Source organism: Luteibacter anthropi (genome assembly GCF_011759365.1).
In the GTDB taxonomy this organism is placed as follows: domain Bacteria; phylum Pseudomonadota; class Gammaproteobacteria; order Xanthomonadales; family Rhodanobacteraceae; genus Luteibacter; species Luteibacter anthropi.
Window position 1 is genome coordinate 201,776 of sequence record NZ_JAARLZ010000004.1, and the last position, 18,672, is coordinate 220,447.

Consider the following 18,672-nt stretch of genomic DNA (forward strand, 5'->3'; position numbering starts at 1 on the left):
GCGCGCAAGGCGCGCTCCTACAAAAGCCCTGTGACCGCCTATGACGATGTAGGAGCGCGCCTGCGCGCGACCGGTTATCGCGTCACCGTTCCATAGGCTGTCGCGCGCAAGGCGCGCTCCTACAGAAGGTGGGGTGATCAGACGTCGCCGTATAACGCCTGCAATGCCGCGATGGCGGCAAGCCCTGCTGTTTCGGTGCGCAGGATACGTGGCCCCAGCTTCAACCCGGTAAACCCCGTCGCCGCCAGCGCCGATCGATCCCGCTCACCGAAGCCGCCTTCCGGTCCGATGGCCAGGATCGCGGCGTCCTTCAGTGCCAGCTCCCCGGGGCGCTTCGACCCCTCCGGCAACAACGCCAGTCGCATCGGGCCGCCCTCGCCGAGCGAACCCAGCCATGCCCCCAACGCCACCGCCGGCTCGATTACCGGCACCCGCGCCCGACCGGACTGCTCGCACGCGCTGGCCGCCACGGCACGCCAGTGCAGCAAGCGTTTTTCGGCACGCGTCGCATCGAGCTTCACCTCGGAACGCTCGGTAAGAATCGGCACGATCCGCGCGATACCCAGCTCCGTGGCCTTCTGCACGATCAGGTCCATCTTCTCGCCACGGGCCACGCCCTGGGCCAGGGTGAGCGCCAACGGCGACTCGTTCTCCACCGCGCGACCTTCGCCAACGGTGGCAACCACCTCCCGTTTGCCCACGGCACTCAGCGTAGCGTCGTATTCCAGGCCGTCGTCGCCGGAAAAGAGCACCACAGGAGCGCCGACATCAAGCCGAAGCACCCGGGCGACGTGCTCTGCGGCCTGGGCGGGAAGGGTGAAGTCCGTGCCGCTGGCGAGCGGGCGGTCGACATGGATACGGATGGTGCGCATGGGGCAGTCTGACGCATTCGATGGATCGCACATTGTAGCCAGCCCCGGGCCCCGCTATCGTCGGCCCACTCGCGAGGGAGCCCAAGGCATGTCGATCGTCTGGTACTTCGATTTCGTCTCGCCGTTCTGCTGGCTCCAGTGGCCTGCCATCCGCAAGCTGGCCGGGGAACGCGAAGTGACCCTCCGGCCGATCCTCTTCGGCGCCCTGCTCAACCAGCTCGAACAGCGCGGCCCGGCGGAAATCCCGCGCAAGCGCGAGTTCACCTATCGCTATGCCCTGTGGCGGGCCCGCCAGGCAGGCACGCCCCTGAAATTCCCGCCGGCCCATCCGTTCAATCCGCTGCCCGCACTGCGCCTGTGCATCGCCGCCGGTACCAGCATGGATGTCGTGGGTACGCTCTTCGAATGGATATGGGCGCACGGCCGCGCGGCAGACAGCGCCGACGCCCTGGCGCCACTGGCGACGGCACTGGGCATCGACGACATGCAGGCAGCGCTGTCGTCATCCGAGGTCAAGGCCGCCTTGCAACGGAACTTCGAGCTTGCACTCGAAGACCGGGTTTTCGGCGTCCCCACGCTCGCCATCGACGGCGAGCTGTTCTGGGGCGCCGATGCCCATGGTTTCGCGATGGACTACCTGTCGCATCCTCAGCTGTTTGCCGAAGGCGAGATGCATCGCCTCGGCGAACTGCCCGTGGCTGCTTCGCGCCGTTAGGCCACGGCCTTTGCGATACCGGCGATGGCGGTATCCACCATGAAATCGATCTCGTCCTTCGTCACCACGTAAGGCGGCATGAAGTAGACGATGTTGCCCAGCGGTCGCAGCAAGGCACCGTTTTCCAGCCCATGCCGGTAAACGCGCAGACCGCGACGGTCACCGGCAGGGAAGGGCGTGCGGGTGGCCTTGTCGGCGACCAGTTCGATGGCGGCGATCATGCCGGTCTGGCGCACGTGGGCCACGTTCGGATGATCGTTGAGCGGCGCGATGCGCGCGGCCATATGCGCCGCCAGCTCGCGGTTGCGTTCCAGCACGGGATCGTCGCGGAAGATCTTCAGCGTGGCGGTGGCCGCGCGGCAGGCCAGCGGGTTGCCCGTGTAGCTATGCGAGTGCAGGAAGGCCTTGCCCGCAGCGTACTCGGCGTAGAAGGCCTCGTAGACCTCCTTCGTGGTGAGCACGGCCGACAGCGGCAGGAAACCGCCGGTAAGCCCCTTCGACAGGCACATGAAATCGGGCGATACACCGGCCTGTTCGCAGGCGAACAAGGTGCCCGTGCGCCCGAAGCCCACGGCGATCTCGTCGGCGATGAAGTGCACGTCGAACTCGTCGCACAGCTTGCGCAGGCCGGTGAGATAGGACGGATCGTACATGCGCATGCCACCTGCGCATTGCACCAGCGGCTCGACGATGACCGCGCAGGTTTCGTGCGCATGGCGTTCCAGCAGCGTGCGCATCTCGCCGAGGCGGCGCTGGGCGATATCGCGCGGCGACTCGCCCGGTTCGCCTTCGTAGGTATCCGGCGACGGGGCCAGTTCCGGTGTGAGCAGCAACGGGGCGTAGGTCTTGCGATACAGCGCCACGTCGCTCACCGAGAGCGCGCCCAGGGTTTCGCCGTGGTAGCTGCCGGTGAGTGCGATGAAGCGGGTCTTCTCGCCGTGGCCGCGGTTGAGCCAGTAATGGAAGCTCATCTTCAGGGCCACTTCGATGGCCGCCGAGCCGTTGTCCGCGAGGAAGACGCGATCCAGTCCCTTCGGGGTGATCCGCACCAGCTCTTCGGCCAGTTCCACCGCCGGCTCGTGGGTGAAGCCGGCGAAGATCACGTGTTCCAGCTTGTCGAGCTGGTCCTTCAGGGCGGCGCCGATACGGGGTTCCGCATGGCCGAACAGGTTGGTCCACCAGGAACTTACCGCGTCGAGGTAGCGTTTACCGTCCGTTCCGACGAGCCACGCCCCTTCGCCACGAAGGACGGGTACCATCGGAAGGGTTTCGTGGTCGTGCATCTGGGTGCACGGGTGCCAGAGGGTCGAAAGGTCTCGCGCCACGAGCGCGTCGGCCGCCGGAGCGGTGAAAAGGGCGTCGGTCATCCGCCCATGATCCCCCCTCCGCCGACCGCTTCTCAAGTGAACGTTTCGAGGTGACGGTTTGAAGTGGTTCCGCTGGATCGGCCTGACGGTCGTGCTGCTGGCGCTCGGCGCAGGGCTGCTTTACTGGTTCCTGCCGGCCAGTGTCGCCGCAGCCTTCATCACTGCGCGGGCGCACGGCCTGGTGCTGGAAGACGTCTCGGGCACCGCCTGGGACGGTCGCGCCGGCCGGGTGGCAACGGCCAGCGGCCGTGAGCTGGGCGAGCTGCGCTGGCGGCTGGGGCGCGATGCGATCCTGGGCCGCACCCATCTGGATATCCATCTGAACGGCCAGTCGGGCCGCTTCGACGGCCACCTCGACCGCACCGACCCCGATCGCATGACCTGGACCGGCGTGGACTTCCGCCTGGACGCCGCCGTGCTGACCGGCCCCGCACTGCCGCCGGAGCTGGTGCCGGTGGGCGTGGTCGAAGGCACGGTGCCGCGCGCCGAGTTGCAGAACAACTGGCCCATGGCGCTGGATGCCGAGGTGCGCTGGCGCGCCGCGGCGGTGAAAACGCCCGAAGGCCACGTCGCCCTCGGCGGCATCGCCCTCAAGGCACGCAGCGATGCGGGCGTGCTGCGCGCCGACCTGCGCGACGACGGCGAGGGCTCGCTTGCCGTCACTGCCGCCCTGGCCGGCTCGCCGCTGGGCTGGCGTTTCCAGGGGCGCCTCGTGCCACGCATCGCCGACAGCGCGCTCACCCATCTCATCGCCCGTTTCGGCCCCGTGGCCCGCGACGGCTCCGTCACCCTCCAGCGCAAGGCGGGCCTGGCGCCCACCCTCGACCCATGACCGATACCCTCGACAAGGCCCTGGCCGCCGCCCGCGATGCCGCAGGCGCCGCCGCCGACATCATTCTTCATTACTGGCGCTCGGGCGTGGACGTCATCGTCAAGGGCGACGACACGCCGGTGACCGTGGCCGACCGCGAGGCCGAACTGGCGATCCGCGAGATCCTGGCCCGCGCGCTGCCCGAGGCAGGCATCTACGGCGAGGAATACGGCGCGGACGACACCTCGCGCGAATGGCTCTGGCTGGTCGATCCGCTCGACGGCACCAAGAGCTTCGTGCGCCGCACGCCGTTCTTCTCCACCCAGATCGCCCTGATGCACCGTGGCGAGCTGGTGCTGGGTGTCTCCTCCGCGCCGGTCTATGACGAACGCATGTGGGCGGTGCGCGGACGTGGCGCCTTCCTGGATGGCGAGCCCGTCCGCGTCGCGGATACCACCGCGTTCTCGCAGGCCGCGATTTCCACCGGCAACGTGAAGACACTGACCTCCGATGCACGCTGGAATGCGCTGGGCGCCATGATCCGCGACAGCAACCGTATCCGCGGCTATGGCGATTTCTGCCACTACCACCTCCTTGCACGCGGCAGCCTGGACCTCGTGGTGGAATCCGATCTCAACATCCTCGACATCGCTGCGCTGGCCGTGATCGTGCGCGAGGCGGGCGGCGTCTTTACCAATCTGGACGGTGGCCAGATCGGCCTGGATACCCGCAGCGTGCTCGCCGGCACGCCGGCCATCCATGTCGAAGCACTGTCGCGATTCCGGGGCGCTACAATCGACCGATGAACAAGCGCCCGACCATCCTCGCCACACGTGACGCGCCACAAGACCATTTCCGCCGTGTGGAGGAGGTCGATCTCGAATTCTCCAACGGCGAGCGTCGTACCTTCCATCGACTGCATAGCGGCGGCCATGGCGCCGTGCTTATCGTCGCCATGCGCGATGCCGACACGGTGCTGCTGGTGCGCGAGTATGGCGTCGGCATCGACAGCTACGAACTGGGCGCACCCAAGGGGCGCATCGACGAAGGCGAAACCGCCGAACAGGCCGCCGACCGCGAACTGAAGGAAGAAATCGGCTTCGGCGCGCGCAGCGTGCAGTTCCTGGGCACGCTGTCGCTGTCGCCTTCATACATGAGCCACACCATCCAGGTGATGCTCGCGCAGGATCTCTACCCCGAGCGCCTGCCCGGCGACGAACCGGAAGAACTCGAAGTGGTGCCCTGGCGGATGGATAAACTGCACGAGCTGATCGCCCGCGACGACGTCACCGACGGCCGCTCCATCGCCGCCCTGTTCATGGCCCGCGAATTCCTCGCCGGTCGCTATCGTCCCTCGTGATGTCGCCGGCCCCCGCCCAGTGCCTCGATGCCGTGTGTGCCATCGCACGACGTGCCGCCGAGGCCATCCTGGCGATCTACGCGCAGGATTTCGAAGTAGTCCGCAAGGACGACGATTCCCCCGTCACCGCCGCCGACCTCGCCGCTCAGCGCATCATTGCCGAAGGGCTACGTGAGATTGCCCCGGGCGTGCCGGTGATTTCCGAAGAGGCGCTTGCCGCGCCCTGGTCCGAGCGCCGCACCTGGCGTCGGCACTGGCTGGTCGATCCGCTTGATGGCACGCGTGAATTCGTCAAGCGCAATGGCGAGTTCACCGTGAACATCGCGCTCATCGAAGATCATCGCCCGGTCCTGGGCGTCGTGCTCGCACCGGTCGGTGGCGATACGTACTTCGCAGCCAGCGGTGCCGGCGCGTGGCGCCAGCACGAACCGGGCGCGGAAAAGGAGCGCATCCGCACGCGCCGCGCCGATGGGCGCCTGCGCGTCACGGGAAGCCGTTCACACGCCGGCGCACGGGCAGGCGCATTGCTCGACCGCCTGGGCGAGCACGAAACCTTTGCGCTGGGTTCGTCGCTGAAGTTCTGTGTGATCGCACGCGGCGACGCCGATATCTACCTGCGCCTGGGCGCCACGTCCGAGTGGGACACGGCAGCGGCGCAATGCGTGATGGAAGAAGCCGGCGGCGCCGTACTCGATCTGGCCGGGCGTCCCTTCCGCTACAACACGCGCGATTCGCTCATCAATCCCGAATTCATCGCCTGCGGCGACACCACCGTCGACTGGACGGCACGCCTCATCGATCCGGACGACCACGCATGACCCGACCCGTCGACGACCTCCTCGCGATCATGGCCCGCCTGCGCGATCCCGAAGGAGGTTGTCCGTGGGACCTGCGTCAGAATTTCTCGACGATTGCACCCTACACGATCGAGGAAGCCTACGAGGTGGCCGACGCCATCGACCGCAACGACATGCACGACCTGCGTGATGAACTGGGCGACCTGCTGTTGCAGGTGGTATTCCATTCGCGCATGGCGGAAGAGGGTGGTCACTTCACCTTCGGCGATGTAGTGCAGGCCATTTGCGACAAGATGGAACGCCGCCATCCCCACGTGTTTGGCGACCTCACGCACGAAAGCGACAGCGCACGTTCCCGCGACTGGGATCGCCTGAAGGCGGAAGAACGCAAGGCAAAAGGCGGTGACGACACCAGCGCACTGGCAGGCATCTCTCACGGACTGCCCGAATGGCAGCGCGCAGTGAAGCTGCAAAAGCGCGCCGCCAACGTCGGCTTCGACTGGCCCGACCACCGCCCGGTACTCGACAAGCTGGCCGAAGAACTGGACGAAGTCCGCCACGAATTCGACAACGGCGCCGTGGAAGAACGCCTCGCCGACGAAATCGGCGATCTGCTGTTCGTAGCCGCCAACCTGGCAAGACACGCAAAGGTAGATGTCTCCCGCGCCTTGCGCGGCGCCAACGCAAAGTTCGAACGCCGCTTCCGTGCCATGGAAACACTGGCCGCGCAAGACGGTCGGACACTCGCATCCTACCCACTGCAAGAGCAGGAATCGCTCTGGGCAAACGTAAAAAGCAAAGAGTAGAAGCGTGCTAGCGCACGACCGTTCGAACGTCCAACTCCCCTGTAGGAGCGCGCCTCGCGCGCGACCGGTTGAAACGATACCGCTCCGTAGTAAAGCAGCCCATGTGGTGCGTCGCTCCGTAGGAAGGGCTCGCCTATTGGCCTCGCACTCGGCGCGTGAGGCGTGGCGGCGAACGAGGCGGCGGGGGCGGCCCTTGTCGCTCCGGCCTGCGGTGTCCCTCGGGAAAGGAGAGCCGCTGCGCGGCTCAGTGTCTTATGGCTTACGCCCCTTCGGGCACGGTGAGCGTGCGGGGTTTTTCGACTCGGCTCCTGCCTCGGCGAAAAAGGCCGGCCTTCCTGGCCGGCCCCGCTACGCGGCCTGGTCCGCCCACCCCCTCACCTCCATCAAGTCGCGCCAAGGGCCGCCCCCGTCGCCTCTGCAACGCCACGCCTCACGCGCCGATGCGAGGCCGTAAGCCGAGCCTTCCCTACGGAGCGACGCACCACATGGGCTGGGTTCCTACGGAGCGCAACATCGCCGATACGATCGGCTCCTACCCCTTCGGTAGGGATGCCTCTTTCAACTGGCGATGCGGCGTATCAAACGGTCGCGCGCAAGCACGCTCCTACAACGCATATCGGGGCGGAAAAGAAACGGAGCCATGAGGCTCCGTTTCTCGTGCTCGCAGCGGTCTTACTTGCTATCGGGGGTCTTTGCCGATGCGCGCTGCTGCATGCGTGCCTTGAAGGCTTCCATTTCCTGGTGGCGCTTCTGGTCCTGCGCGAGGCTTTCGTCGAGGCTCTTGCGCATCGTGGCGATGGCGGCGTCTACGTTTTGCGGCTGCATCTGCGTGCGGGCCAGGTGACGGTAAGCGTAGTCACGCACGCGCGGGTTCTGCGACTTGGCGAGGATGTCGTTGTACAGCGCCGGCAGTTCCTTCTGGCGACCGGACATGATGTACAGGCGTTCCAGGCCGCGGATGTCGCCGATTACGCCACTGCGCATGCCGCCGTGGCCGTGCTGGCTCCAGCCGCCCTTACCGTGGTCGCCACCGGGGCCGCGGCCCCACTTCTGACCCTGGCCCTGGCCCTGCGGGGCACTGTGTGCGGCCGGAGCGGCCGGAGCTTGCGGGGCGGCATCCTGCGCGAACGCGAAGGCGGCCGAACCGGCAAGGAGGAGTGAAACTGCGCTGGCGATAAGGGTCTTGCGTTGCATGAGATGTCTCCGGGTTGGGCTTGCACGGGGAAAAACGTGCCGTAACGACGACGGTTGACCGTTACGTTGGCGTTCGCTCAGATTCGCGGGAACTCCCGGTATGCAACCTTTTACGGTCGGGCGGCATCCATGCCCGGGTCAGACACGCCCCCGGAGGATTTACCCATGCGTCAGTCACTGTTTGCCTTGCTGTTGCTTGTCCCCGCCGTTGCCATGGCCGATGGCCGTTGCGAATTTCACGCCGACCGCCATCTCGACCTCGATTTTTCGGGCGTGCGCCAGGTGCGTTTCCTCACCGGTTCTTACGAGCTGGAGGTTGCCGGAAATGCCTCTGGTAATCGTGGTTCGGCCGATGGAAAGGCTTGTGCATCCGACAAGGATGCCCTGGAGAATCTGGTCATCACCCAGAGCCGGGACGGCGATGTGCTGACGATCACCCTGGGAAATTTTGCTCCCCAGTGGCACTGGAATAGTGGCTATAACGATCTGCGCGTAACGGCCAGCGTGCCAGCCGGCGTGCCGGTTCGCGTCGAGGTGGCTTCGGGTACCGCGAAGGTGCGTAGCGTGGCGTCGCTGGACACCACCGTGGCCTCCGGCCTGCTCAAGGCCGAGGGTGTCAAGGGCCAGGTCGGTGCACGGGTGGCTTCCGGGCAGGCGACGTTCACCGACATCGGCTCCTTGAATGTCGAAAGCGTCGCGTCCGGGTCGCTCGATGCCCGCCAGATCCGTGGCAATGCCACGCTGGGGCCCGTGGCCTCGGGTTCCCTGCGGGTCAGCGGGGTGAACGGTAACGTCAGCGCGCGTGGCGTGGCCTCGGGCGGCCTCACGGTCAGCGACGTGAAGGGAAGCCTCGCCGTGGACCACAAGGGTAGCGGCAGCATCAACTACTCCGGCATCGGCGGCACGGTAGACGTGCCGAAAGACCGATAAACACCGACGACCACTTCCGGCATGCTCGTGTCGGCGAAATTCCATCCTGTAACGTTTGGCTGTCCAGCCGCTCATCTCTACCGGCCCAGACTTCCACGGAGGCTTCATCCATGCGTCAACTCATCCTCGCCGCCCTCCTGCTGGCACCCGCGGCGGCATTTGCCAGCAATCACTGCGAGTTTCACGCCGACCGCAATCTCGATCTCGACCTGAGCGGTATCAGCAAGGTGCACTTCGTCACCAACGCCTTCGACCTCACGGTGGAAGCCAAGGGCAGCGGCACGCGTGGCAGCGTGAGCGGCAAGGCATGCGCATCGGACCAGAAGCTGCTCGACGGCCTGGCGGTTACCCAGCAGAAGAACGGCGACACGCTGACCATTGCCCTGGAAAGCAAGGAGAGCAGCTGGGGATTCGGTAGCCACTACACCGACCTCAAGGCCAACGTGACCATTCCGGCCAGCATCCCGGTCGAGCTGGAGGTGGGCTCGGGCAGCGCCAAGGTACGTGGCCTGAAGTCGCTGGATACCCAGGTCGGGTCAGGCGAGCTTGAAGCCAACGACATCGCCGGACCGGTCACCGTGAAGGTGGGTTCGGGTGAAGCCGCATTCCGCGGCATTGGTCCTCTCACTGTGACGGCGGTGGGCTCGGGTGACCTGCGTGCCAATGAGATTGCCGGCGATGCCAGGGTGGACACCATCGGCTCCGGTGACGCCGAGATTGGCGGCGTGAAGGGCAGCCTGTCCGTGGACCGCATCGGCTCGGGCAGCCTGGCTGTCGGTCATGTCGACAAGAATCTCACGGTGCGCAAGAAGGGCAGCGGCGACCTGAACTACACGAAGGAAAACGTCGGCGGCAAGCTGGATGTCCCGAAGCAGGATTGATTCATGCCTGCACGTGGCCGCGACGATCGCGGCCACTATCATCTGCCCATCTTGGGTGGGAATCTGCGGATGAACTGGTTGCCGGAGTCGCTGCGCGGATTGCGCCGCGACATGTTGTTCCTCACGCTCCTGGCAGCGTCGGTCGTGTTCGCGATCGCGCTGCCGTCGCGCCTGCCCGAATGGCCCGGGCTGGTCGACTGGCCGACTATCGCGGCGCTTACAGGTTTGCTACTGCTCACCAAGGCAGTGGAGACGAGCGGCGCCCTGCATGTGGCGGGTCACTGGCTGATCGATCGCACGGCCACCCGTCGCATCGCGGCGCTCGGCCTCGTCGCGGCCACGGCGCTCCTCTCGATGCTGCTGACCAACGACGTCTCGCTCTTTGTCATGGTGCCGTTGACACTCAGCATGTGCCGCATCGCGCGCATGCCGGCGACCAAGCTGGTGATCTTCGAGGCGCTGGCCGTCAATGCTGGCTCGATGCTTACGCCCATCGGTAACCCGCAGAATCTGTTCCTGTGGCAGCAGTGGGGCAACGGCTTCGGCGGCTTCGTGCTGGCGATGTTGCCGCTGGTGGCCTTGGCGCTAGGTTTGTTGCTGGTTGTAACGGCTTTTGCTTTTCCCGCAACGCGCCTCGAAGTGCACGACCGTGGCGACGAGCAGGTGGATCACCGCATGCTGATTGTCGCGGCAGTGCTGTACCTGCCTTTCATCGTGCTTGCCGACATGCACATGGCTGGCTGGGCGTTGCTCGGTGTCTTTGTCGTATTCCTGGCGTTCCGGCCGCGTATCGTCGCTGCGATCGACTGGGGGCTGTTGCTGACCTTCGTGCTGATGTTCATCGACCTGAAGCTGCTGGCCGGGCTCCAGGTAATTCGTGATTTCATCGGTGGCCTGGGTCTGGATCATCCGGGGCATCTCTACGTCACCAGCGCATTGGTATCCCAGGTGATGAGCAATGTGCCGGCGACCATCCTGCTCAGCGAGTACTCGCATGACTGGCGCACGCTTGCGTGGGGCGTGAATGCAGGCGGATTTGGCGTGGTGCTTGGTTCGCTCGCAAACCTGATTGCCTTGCGCCTGCTTGGCGAGCGCAAGGCATGGCTTGCGTTTCATATCTGGTCGATTCCCTTTTTCATCGTGGTGGGCTTGCTGGGCTGGGCGTTGCTCTAGCTCGCGTTATCCACACGGAATGTGGAAAGCCACTGCATAAGGGTGTGGATAAGCCGGAACCGGGCTTTCGTGTCAGTAGGTTGCATTGCCTTGGTCAAACCGTGACCACTGTAGGAGCGCGCCTTGCGCGCGACCGGGGTCGTCGTGCTGACCGGTCGCGCGCGAGGCGCGCTCCTACAGAAGCTGGTTATCCACATGGAGTGTGGATACGCGCTGCATAAGGGTGTGGATAAGCCGGAACCGGTCTTTCGTGTCAGCAGGTTGCGTTGCAATGGTTAAAACGTAACCACTGTAGGAGCGCGCCTTGCGCGCGACCGGTTTCCGCGACAACCCCGGTCGCGCGCAAGACGCGCTCCTACAGAAGCTGGTTATCCACATGGAGTGTGGATACGCGCTGCATAAGGGTGTGGATAAGCCGGAACCGAGCTTGCGTGTCAGCAGGTTGCGTTGCAATGGTTAAAACGTAACCACTGTAGGAGCGCGCCTTGCGCGCGACCGGTTTCTGCGACAACCCCGGTCGCGCGCAAGGCGCGCTCCTACAGAAGCTGGTTATCCACATGGAGTGTGGATACGCACTGCATAAGGGTGTGGATAAGCCGGAACCGGGCTTTGGTGTCAGCAGGTTGCGTTGCAATGGTTAAAACGTAACCACTGTGGGAGCGCGCCTTGCGCGCGACCGGTTTCCGCGACAACCCCCGGTCGCGCGCAAGGCGCGCTCCTACAGAAGCTGGTTATCCACATGGAGTGTGGATACGCACTGCATAAGGGTGTGGATAAGCCGGAACCGGACTTTGGTGTCAGCAGGTTGCGTTGCAATGATTAAAACGTAACCACTGTAGGAGCGCGCCTTGCGCGCGACTGGTTTCCGCGACAACCCCGGTCGCGCGCAAGGCGCGCTCCTACACAAGCGGTTATCCACATGGAATGTGGATACGCGCTGCATAAGGGTGTGGACAAGTCGGATCGCGCTTTCGCAGTCAACGACTTGCGTTTCACTGGTCAATTCATGAGCAGCGCACGTCAATCGGGATAAGCCTGCTGGCACAGTGACACCATGACATCGCGCAGCCAGCGATGCGCCGGGTCTGCATCCATGCGTGGATGCCAGATGGCGCAGATGGTGAAAGGCGGCGTTTCCAGCGGCAGCTCGAATGACACCAGCCCCGTGGTGCTCGTGTCGGTGGGGGTCAGTGCATTGCCCAGGCAGGAGCGTGGCACGGTCGCGACGAGGCCGGCATGTTGCGCGATGCGCAAGGCATCGGGGAATCCGGGCACTTCGACGCGTACGTCGCGCCTCAGGTCCCGTGCGTAGAGCGCCTCGTCCAGCGGATGGGGAGCACTCCCTTTCGGCAACACTGCGACATGAGCAAAGGCCGCGAATTGCTCTGCGCTGATGCGTCGCTGTTTCAACAGGGGATGGCCTTCCCGCACCACGCCGACCAGCCGGTCCTGAAACAAAGGCTGTGACTGCATTTCCGGCGCAGGAGACTCCACCACGCCGACGTCCAGGTCGATCTGCCCCTCGCGCAGCGGCGTCGCATCCTTGTCCGGCTTCGGCGCGAAACGAAGGCGTACGAGAGGTGCCGCTTCGTTGATCGCCTTCAGCAACGGCAACGAGAAGAACGCGATGAACGCCTCGTTTGCGCGGATCGTGAACAGGCGGTCCAGCGAGGTGATGTCCACGCGGTCGCTGGGCGGGCTCAGCACCGCATGTACGTCCCGCGCGAGCGCAGGCACGCGTTCGCGCAGGGCAATGGCGTGCGGGGTGGGTACCAGGCCGCGACCGGCGCGCACGAGCAAGGGATCGCCCGTGGCCGAACGCAGGCGCGTGAGCGTGCGGCTCATGGCCGAGGCACTCAGGCCCAGGCGACGCGCGGCGCGGGTCACACTGCCTTCGGCAAGCAGCACATCCAGGGCGGTCAGCAGGTTGAGGTCGATGAGGTCCATGGCGCGAGGATACCGCCATATATGGCGTTGAATGCAATCATGTATTGATTCCTATGCGTCTTGCGCATGTATCCACCCGGGCGCAGCATGCGTCGGGTCACGACCTCCGAAGGACTCTCCCATGGTTCACACCCCCTCTATCCTCCTCATCGGCGCCTCGCGTGGACTTGGCCATGCGATCGCTGCGGAATGCCTTGATAAGGGCTGGCATGTCGTCGGCACGGTACGTCGCGGGAGCGGACATACGCCGCTGCACGCGCTGGCCGATGCCCATCCCGGTCGCGTAGAGATCGAGGTGGTGGACGTTTGCGAGCAGGCCCAGATCGCCGCGCTGCGCGACCGCCTGGAAGGGCGACGCTTCGACATCCTCTTCGTCAACGCGGGAACGACCAACCGCGACCCGAGCCAGACCATCGGCGAGGTGGCAACGGACGACTTCATGCACGTCATGCTGACCAATACGCTCGGCCCCATGCGCGTCGTCGAGGCGCTGGAGCGCAACGTGCCGGCAGACGGCATCGTTGCCGTGATGTCGTCGGGGCAGGGCAGCGTGGGCAACAACGAAGGCGGCCAGCGCGAGGTCTATCGTGCGAGCAAGGCGGCACTGAACATGTGCATGCGCAGCTTCGCTGCACGTCATGCCGGTTCGTCACGGGCGATGGTGCTGATGGCGCCGGGCTGGGTGCGCACGGAGCTGGGTGGTGCGGGTGCGCCGCTCACCATCGAGGAAAGCATTCCCGGTCTCGTGGACGTGCTGCTGAAGCAGCAGGGCACTCCGGGCCTGCGATACCTGGACTATCGCGGCCGGACGGTGCCCTGGTGACACTCAGGCGCGGCGTGTGCCCTTGGCGCCCGTATTGCTGTTGCCCTTGTCGAACTTCTTGATGAAGTCGCGGACATCCGGGTAGACGATCTCGCGCCAGCGGCGGCCACTGAAGATGCCGTAATGGCCGGCCCCTTCGATGGTGATGTGCTTCTTCTGCTTCTTCGGGATGCCCTTGCAGAGGCCATGCGCGGCTTCGGTCTGGCCCAGCCCGGAGATGTCGTCCAGCTCGCCTTCGATGGTGAGCAGGGCGGTATTCTTGATCTTCGCCGGCTGCACCAGCTCCCCGTGCACTTCCCACGTGCCCTTGGGCAGGCGGTGTTCCTGGAACACGGTTTCGATGGTGTCGAGGTAGTACTCGGCCGGCATGTCGAGCACGGCGTTGTATTCGTCGTAGAACTTGCGATGCGCCTCGGCGTCGTCGAGGTCGCCCTTGCGCAGGTTTTCGTAGAAGTCCCAGTGCGACATGAGGTGGCGGCTGGGATTCATCGCGATGAAGCCGGCATGCTGCAGGAAGCCCGGATACACGTCGCGTCCCGCACCCGGATACTGGTAAGGCACCTTGTGGATCAGCTGGCCGCTGAACCACGACAGCGGACGCGTGGTGGCGAGGTTGTCGACACTGGTGGGGCTCTTGCGCGTGTCGATGGGGCCACCCATGAGAGTGAGCGACGCAGGCGTGTCTTCGCCACGGGCCGCCATCAGCGAGACAGCTGCGAGCACCGGCACGGTGGGTTGGCACACCGAGATGACATGCGCGCGATGCACGCCGACATGGCGGATGAATTCCTCGATGTACGACACGTAGTCGGCCAGCGAGAACGAGCCTTCTTCCACCGGGATCATGCGCGCGTCGACCCAGTCGGTGATGTACACCTTGTGATCGCGCAGCAGGGTGCGCACGGTATCGCGCAGCAGGGTGGAGTGGTGGCCCGAGAGCGGCGCCACCACGAGCACCGCCGGATCGTGCTTCATCTTGTCGACGGTGGCCTGATCGTCGGAGAAGCGCTTGAAGCGCTTGAGCGTACAGAACGGCTTCGCCATGGCTACCTGTTCGACGATGGCGACGTCATGCCCGTGGGCGTGCACGCTGTGGATGCCGAACTCGGGTTTCTCGTAGGCCTTGCCCAGGCGGAACATCAGCTCGTAGCCCGCGGCGGCGCGGTCGGCTCCCGGCATGCGGGCGAAGGGGCTGGCGGCATCGCCGAACATCTTCGCGCTGGCTTCGGCCCAATAGGTAAGCGGGCTGAGCATCGAGCGCTGCCATTCGTGCATGAGGTAGAGCATGCCGGTTCCGGGGGCGGGGAGATGGCGCATCATAACCAGTTGCGGCGCGCCATGTGTAAAGCCCCTGTTTTTACTCGATTTAAGGGGTGGCCTTGCGGCAGACCAGCAGGACTTCGTCCACGCCAGCGCCCGGCGTGAAGCCCGGCGTGAAAGCCAGGGGCTTCTGGAAACGCACGCCCAGCGGCATGAAGACCTTGTTGTACCACCACATGGCGCGGGCCCGGCGATGGGTCAGGAACCACTGGCCCAGATCCAGCAGGCGGGAGGACTTCGGCTGCATGCCATAGACGGCGCTGCGCTCGATGGTGATCCCATGGCGGGCGAGCAGGGCGCGGATGCCGTCGGGCTCGTAGCGGCGGTAGTGGCCCACGAATTCGTCGAAGGCGGTCCAGGCGGCAGGGTCCAGCGGCACCGACAGCAACAGGTGCGCTCCTGGCGTGGCGACGCGGGCCAGTTCGGCCACGGCGCCTTCGTCGTCCACCACGTGTTCGAGGATGTCGAGCGCGCAGACGAAGTCGAAGCTGGCGTCCTGGAAGGGCAGTTCACCGATGAGGCCGTGCGCCACATTGGCGCCGTGCTTCGCCAGTTGTGTGAGCGCGGGCTGGCTGAGGTCCAGGAACTGGGTATCGGCCAGGGGCAGGCGAGGGCGCAGGCCCGGGGCGATTTCCAGTCGACGGGTGGTCTTCGCCACCAGTTCGCTGACCAGCGGCCAGGTGTTGAAACGCTCCGGAGCGAAAAGCTTCGCCTCGGACCACAGGCTGTCGTAGAAACGGCGGTTGGTGCCGACCAGGTCGGCGTCGCTGCGCGGTGCCGATGGCCCCGAGGTGAACGATGAGAATGTCATGCGATACCTCGGGAACCGGTCGGGATTTACCGCAGCCGCGCCAGTTCGCGCAGCAGGGGGAGCCTGCGTACGCGCACGGCCGTGGCACGGAAGACGGCATTGGCCAGGGCCGGTGCCGCGGAAGGAACGCCAACGACGCTCGCACCCGCCGGATCGGCGGTGGAGGGCACGATGATGGTCTCCACTTCGTTAGGCATCGGCTGCGTCGCGGACAGCGCGTAATCACGCAGGCCGCTCTGCTGCACCTTGCCATCCTTGATGGTGATGGCAAGGTTGAGGGCCGTGGACAGTGCGTCCATGGTGGCGCCCTGCAACTGCGCTTCCAGGCCCTTCGGGTTGATGACCCGGCCGACATCGGCCGCCACCACGACACGCACGATGTCGATACCGTCCTGGGTGGGGGCGACTTCAACGGCATGGGCCACGTAAGCGCCGAAGACATAGGCGCAGGCGATGCCCAGGCCGTTCTCGCTACGCAACCAGCGGCTCCAGTCGAGCTTGTCGGCGGCGAGCTTCAGCACGTTCGCCATGCGGGCGGTATCGATGGGGCCACCGCGTCCGGCGTAGGGCAGCTGACGCGGGCTGCCCAGCAGGGCCAGGCGGAAATCCAGTGGATTGGCCTGCACCGAATGCGCCAGTTCGTCGATGAAGCTTTCGCTGGCGAAGGTGGGCGTCACATGGGGTGAGCCGCGCCATTCGCCACGCTGCAACTGCGACGACAGCGGATACCAGTCGCTGCGGAAGTTCGGCACCAGGCCGGCAGGTAGCGCGTCGGCTACCAGCTCGGACTGCCAGAGACGATTGTCGGGAACGTTGCGGTTGACCAGCGCCGAGGGGCTGGCCATGCGCTGGTGCCAGCCGACGATGTTCTTCTTGCGGTCGAGCGAGGCATTGAGACGGTGCACCGCCATGGGGCGGTAGTAGTCGTGACCGAGATCGTCGTCACGGGTCCACAGCACCTTGATCGGGCGATTGCGGATCGTGTCCGGCTTCTTCGCCAGGGCGATGGCCACCGCCTCGGCCACGTAGTCGGCTTCAAGGCGACGACCGAAGCCGCCACCGCCGCGCGGTACGCGGATATCGATCTGGTCCGGCTTCAGGCCTGTCATCCGCTGCACCACCGAGTACACCTGTCGCGGCGACTGGGTCGCGGCGATGACGGTAATGCTGGTGTCCGGGTCGAGGCGAACGGTGCAGTTGGGTGTTTCCGCGGTGGCATGGGCCACCCACGGCTGGAAATAGGTGGCTTCGAGGGCGCGTGCGGCCTTCTTGCGCACGGCGAGCACGTCGCCGTCGTTGCGCACCGTCGATGGCGTGGCCTGTTCGTTGCCGAACAGGTCGAGGGCCTGCTGTTCGAGCGTGCCGGTGGATGGCTCGGCGTTTGCGCCAGGTTTCCAGGTGGCCTTGAGCGCGTTGCGACCGGAGAGCGCCGCCCAGGTATCGCTGGCGAGCACCACGATGGCGGGCGCCTGCGCGGCGAGTCCTGCGGGCTGGCCTTGCTCAGGCGTCAGGTCGATGACCGCATGCACGCCCGGAATGCGCCCGGCGGCTTCCCTGTCGGCCTGGTCGAGCGAACCGCCCGGATAAGGGCAGCGCGCCAGCACGGCGATGACGGGGTCGCCGATGTTGTCGTCGCCGGCATAGGCCAGCGCGCCCGTCACCACGGCAAGCGCATCGACGTCACCGGCCGGCTGGCCGATGAACTGGTAGCGGTCGGCCTGCTTCACCGGCGGCGCGCTGGACGGCGCGTCGATATCGGCGGCGCTGGCTGCGAGGTCGGCGTAGGAGATGCGGCGGCCATCGGCGGCCACGGCCATGCCGTTTTCGCCACGAAGCTGGTCGGCGGGGATGCCGAGACGGCGGGCGGCCGCCTGTAGCAGCAACCAGCGCGCCAGGGCGCCGGCCTGGCGCAGGTCGGCCCAGGCGGCCGGGATGCTGGTGGCATCGCCGCTGCGCTGGTGGCCGTAGGTGAATTTCGCCTGGCCGTTGTCGACGCTGACGCCGAGGCCCAGCGGCTCGACGATGATGCGGCTCCAGTCGGCGTCCATTTCCTCGGCGATGATGCGGGCCAGGGAGGTGGCGGTGCCTTCGCCGTTATCGGGGTCGCGTACGCCGATGAACACACGGCCATCGGCGGCCACGCGCAGGTACGGGCCCACCTGAGACCAGCTGTCGCCCAGCAGGGCCAGGGGCACCGGGCGCTCGGCGGCCTCGACGGAGCCGATGCCGATCACCAGGGCGCCAGCGGCACCGGCGGCGTACTTCAGGAAGCGGCGGCGGGAAAGACGGATCTCACCGCTCATGCCTTGCCGTCCTTCATGGTGTCGGCGGCGCGCTTGATCGCCTTGCGGATACGGCCATAGCTGCCGCAGCGGCAGAGGTTGCCGATCTTGTCGATATCGGCATCGGAAGGATTCTTCTGCCGGGAGAGCAGGTCGACCGCAGCCATGATCTGGCCCGGTTGGCAGAAGCCGCACATGATGGCGTCCTCGTCGATCCAGGCCTGCTGCACGGGATGCAGCTTGCCGTCCTTGCCGGCCAGTCCCTCGACGGTGGTGACCCGCTTGCCGGTCATCTTTTCCATCCGGGTCTGGCACGACGCCACGGCCTTGCCGTCGACGATGACCGTGCAGAAGCCACAGTCGCCCTGCTCGCAACCGTACTTGGCGCCGGTCAGACGCAGCACGTCGCGCAGGTACCACAGCAGCGGCATGGCCTTGTCGCCGGTGTGGCGGTAGCGCTTGTCGTTGACGATCAGATCGATGCCTTCGCGTACGGGCTTGGGCGCCGGTTGACTGGCGTCATGGGCGTTGGGGACGGGTACGGGAGACGTCGGGCCTTGCTGTGCCATCTGCTTTCCTCAGC

General features: G+C 65.7%; 18 protein-coding genes. 10 read left to right on the forward strand and 8 right to left on the reverse strand.

Annotation, left to right across the window (positions count from 1 at the left end; all coding sequences use genetic code 11):
• Positions 1-137: 137 nt before the first annotated feature.
• Positions 138-872, reverse strand: a complete 735-nt coding sequence (locus HBF25_RS08940; RefSeq protein WP_166947542.1) for a 16S rRNA (uracil(1498)-N(3))-methyltransferase — start codon at positions 870-872, stop codon at positions 138-140.
• Between the two features lie 88 nt (positions 873-960).
• Between HBF25_RS08940 and HBF25_RS08945 the strand changes: the two genes are divergently transcribed.
• Positions 961-1,587, forward strand: coding sequence for a 2-hydroxychromene-2-carboxylate isomerase (locus HBF25_RS08945; RefSeq protein WP_166947544.1), 627 nt, complete (start codon positions 961-963; stop codon positions 1,585-1,587).
• Here HBF25_RS08945 and HBF25_RS08950 read toward each other — a convergent pair.
• Positions 1,584-2,954, reverse strand: coding sequence for an adenosylmethionine--8-amino-7-oxononanoate transaminase (locus HBF25_RS08950; protein ID WP_166947546.1), 1,371 nt, complete (start codon positions 2,952-2,954; stop codon positions 1,584-1,586). The two genes, HBF25_RS08945 and HBF25_RS08950, sit on opposite strands and share 4 nt — an antisense overlap.
• A gap of 58 nt (positions 2,955-3,012) precedes the next feature.
• Between HBF25_RS08950 and gspN the strand changes: the two genes are divergently transcribed.
• The 5 genes from gspN to mazG are packed head-to-tail and all read left to right on the forward strand — an operon-like array spanning position 3,013 to position 6,728.
• Positions 3,013-3,786: a type II secretion system protein N gene (gene gspN, locus HBF25_RS08955; RefSeq protein ID WP_166947548.1), complete on the forward strand. Its 774-nt coding sequence runs from the start codon at positions 3,013-3,015 to the stop codon at positions 3,784-3,786.
• On the forward strand, positions 3,783-4,571 hold the full coding sequence (locus tag HBF25_RS08960; protein ID WP_166947550.1) for an inositol monophosphatase family protein: 789 nt from the start codon (positions 3,783-3,785) through the stop codon (positions 4,569-4,571). Before gspN ends, HBF25_RS08960 begins: the two co-directional genes overlap by 4 nt.
• Positions 4,568-5,125 (forward strand): ADP compounds hydrolase NudE, encoded by a 558-nt coding sequence (nudE, locus tag HBF25_RS08965; protein ID WP_166947552.1) that lies wholly within the window; start codon positions 4,568-4,570, stop codon positions 5,123-5,125. The genes HBF25_RS08960 and nudE overlap by 4 nt, the downstream gene beginning before the upstream one ends.
• A complete protein-coding gene (cysQ, locus tag HBF25_RS08970; protein ID WP_166947554.1) occupies positions 5,125-5,943 on the forward strand; it encodes a 3'(2'),5'-bisphosphate nucleotidase CysQ in 819 nt (272 codons plus the stop codon). The genes nudE and cysQ overlap by 1 nt, the downstream gene beginning before the upstream one ends.
• The gene (mazG, locus tag HBF25_RS08975; protein ID WP_166947556.1) at positions 5,940-6,728 is read left to right on the forward strand and encodes a nucleoside triphosphate pyrophosphohydrolase; all 789 of its coding nucleotides are present in this window, start codon (positions 5,940-5,942) and stop codon (positions 6,726-6,728) included. The genes cysQ and mazG overlap by 4 nt, the downstream gene beginning before the upstream one ends.
• A gap of 672 nt (positions 6,729-7,400) precedes the next feature.
• On the opposite strand, the gene HBF25_RS08980 is transcribed toward mazG, so the two are convergent.
• Positions 7,401-7,922, reverse strand: coding sequence for a hypothetical protein (locus tag HBF25_RS08980; protein ID WP_166947558.1), 522 nt, complete (start codon positions 7,920-7,922; stop codon positions 7,401-7,403).
• A 165-nt stretch (positions 7,923-8,087) separates the two neighbouring features.
• Between HBF25_RS08980 and HBF25_RS08985 the strand changes: the two genes are divergently transcribed.
• The 3 genes from HBF25_RS08985 (at position 8,088) to HBF25_RS08995 (ending at position 10,906) form a co-directional block, all read left to right on the forward strand.
• Positions 8,088-8,852, forward strand: a complete 765-nt coding sequence (locus HBF25_RS08985) for a DUF4097 family beta strand repeat-containing protein (protein ID WP_166947560.1) — start codon at positions 8,088-8,090, stop codon at positions 8,850-8,852.
• 110 nt (positions 8,853-8,962) lie between these two features.
• Entirely contained in the window at positions 8,963-9,733 is a 771-nt protein-coding gene (locus tag HBF25_RS08990) for a GIN domain-containing protein (protein WP_166947562.1), read from the forward strand.
• Between the two features lie 3 nt (positions 9,734-9,736).
• On the forward strand, positions 9,737-10,906 hold the full coding sequence (locus HBF25_RS08995) for an SLC13 family permease (RefSeq protein ID WP_208392496.1): 1,170 nt from the start codon (positions 9,737-9,739) through the stop codon (positions 10,904-10,906).
• A gap of 1,020 nt (positions 10,907-11,926) precedes the next feature.
• On the opposite strand, the gene HBF25_RS09000 is transcribed toward HBF25_RS08995, so the two are convergent.
• Positions 11,927-12,853: a LysR family transcriptional regulator gene (locus HBF25_RS09000; protein WP_166947564.1), complete on the reverse strand. Its 927-nt coding sequence runs from the start codon at positions 12,851-12,853 to the stop codon at positions 11,927-11,929.
• A gap of 121 nt (positions 12,854-12,974) precedes the next feature.
• Here HBF25_RS09000 and HBF25_RS09005 point away from each other — a divergent pair, with 121 nt between their 5' ends.
• Positions 12,975-13,676, forward strand: a complete 702-nt coding sequence (locus HBF25_RS09005; RefSeq protein WP_166947566.1) for an SDR family NAD(P)-dependent oxidoreductase — start codon at positions 12,975-12,977, stop codon at positions 13,674-13,676.
• Between the two features lie 3 nt (positions 13,677-13,679).
• Here the strand turns inward: HBF25_RS09005 and HBF25_RS09010 are convergent, their stop codons facing one another.
• From HBF25_RS09010 to HBF25_RS09025, 4 genes are all read right to left on the reverse strand, one after another.
• The gene (locus tag HBF25_RS09010; RefSeq protein WP_166947568.1) at positions 13,680-14,963 is read right to left on the reverse strand and encodes a polyhydroxyalkanoate depolymerase; all 1,284 of its coding nucleotides are present in this window, start codon (positions 14,961-14,963) and stop codon (positions 13,680-13,682) included.
• A gap of 79 nt (positions 14,964-15,042) precedes the next feature.
• Positions 15,043-15,807: a class I SAM-dependent methyltransferase gene (locus tag HBF25_RS09015; protein WP_166947570.1), complete on the reverse strand. Its 765-nt coding sequence runs from the start codon at positions 15,805-15,807 to the stop codon at positions 15,043-15,045.
• Between the two features lie 26 nt (positions 15,808-15,833).
• The gene (locus HBF25_RS09020) at positions 15,834-18,110 is read right to left on the reverse strand and encodes a xanthine dehydrogenase family protein molybdopterin-binding subunit (protein ID WP_166947572.1); all 2,277 of its coding nucleotides are present in this window, start codon (positions 18,108-18,110) and stop codon (positions 15,834-15,836) included.
• Positions 18,107-18,658, reverse strand: a complete 552-nt coding sequence (locus HBF25_RS09025) for a (2Fe-2S)-binding protein (protein ID WP_166947574.1) — start codon at positions 18,656-18,658, stop codon at positions 18,107-18,109. The genes HBF25_RS09020 and HBF25_RS09025 overlap by 4 nt, the downstream gene beginning before the upstream one ends.
• Positions 18,659-18,672: the final 14 nt, after the last annotated feature.

What these genes read in the sequence shown, in the direction of transcription:
- HBF25_RS08995 (WP_208392496.1), top strand. Translation starts at nt 9,737, where the DNA reads ATGCCTGCACGTGGCCGCGACGATCGCGGCCACTATCATCTGCCCATC.
- HBF25_RS08950 (WP_166947546.1), bottom strand. Translation starts at nt 2,954, where the DNA reads ATGACCGACGCCCTTTTCACCGCTCCGGCGGCCGACGCGCTCGTGGCG.
- cysQ (WP_166947554.1), top strand. Translation starts at nt 5,125, where the DNA reads ATGTCGCCGGCCCCCGCCCAGTGCCTCGATGCCGTGTGTGCCATCGCA.
- nudE (WP_166947552.1), top strand. Translation starts at nt 4,568, where the DNA reads ATGAACAAGCGCCCGACCATCCTCGCCACACGTGACGCGCCACAAGAC.
- HBF25_RS08945 (WP_166947544.1), top strand. Translation starts at nt 961, where the DNA reads ATGTCGATCGTCTGGTACTTCGATTTCGTCTCGCCGTTCTGCTGGCTC.
- HBF25_RS09020 (WP_166947572.1), bottom strand. Translation starts at nt 18,110, where the DNA reads ATGAGCGGTGAGATCCGTCTTTCCCGCCGCCGCTTCCTGAAGTACGCC.
- HBF25_RS09005 (WP_166947566.1), top strand. Translation starts at nt 12,975, where the DNA reads ATGGTTCACACCCCCTCTATCCTCCTCATCGGCGCCTCGCGTGGACTT.
- HBF25_RS08990 (WP_166947562.1), top strand. Translation starts at nt 8,963, where the DNA reads ATGCGTCAACTCATCCTCGCCGCCCTCCTGCTGGCACCCGCGGCGGCA.
- HBF25_RS09025 (WP_166947574.1), bottom strand. Translation starts at nt 18,658, where the DNA reads ATGGCACAGCAAGGCCCGACGTCTCCCGTACCCGTCCCCAACGCCCAT.
- HBF25_RS08985 (WP_166947560.1), top strand. Translation starts at nt 8,088, where the DNA reads ATGCGTCAGTCACTGTTTGCCTTGCTGTTGCTTGTCCCCGCCGTTGCC.
- HBF25_RS08960 (WP_166947550.1), top strand. Translation starts at nt 3,783, where the DNA reads ATGACCGATACCCTCGACAAGGCCCTGGCCGCCGCCCGCGATGCCGCA.
- HBF25_RS08940 (WP_166947542.1), bottom strand. Translation starts at nt 872, where the DNA reads ATGCGCACCATCCGTATCCATGTCGACCGCCCGCTCGCCAGCGGCACG.
- mazG (WP_166947556.1), top strand. Translation starts at nt 5,940, where the DNA reads ATGACCCGACCCGTCGACGACCTCCTCGCGATCATGGCCCGCCTGCGC.
- HBF25_RS08980 (WP_166947558.1), bottom strand. Translation starts at nt 7,922, where the DNA reads ATGCAACGCAAGACCCTTATCGCCAGCGCAGTTTCACTCCTCCTTGCC.
- HBF25_RS09000 (WP_166947564.1), bottom strand. Translation starts at nt 12,853, where the DNA reads ATGGACCTCATCGACCTCAACCTGCTGACCGCCCTGGATGTGCTGCTT.
- HBF25_RS09015 (WP_166947570.1), bottom strand. Translation starts at nt 15,807, where the DNA reads ATGACATTCTCATCGTTCACCTCGGGGCCATCGGCACCGCGCAGCGAC.
- HBF25_RS09010 (WP_166947568.1), bottom strand. Translation starts at nt 14,963, where the DNA reads ATGCTCTACCTCATGCACGAATGGCAGCGCTCGATGCTCAGCCCGCTT.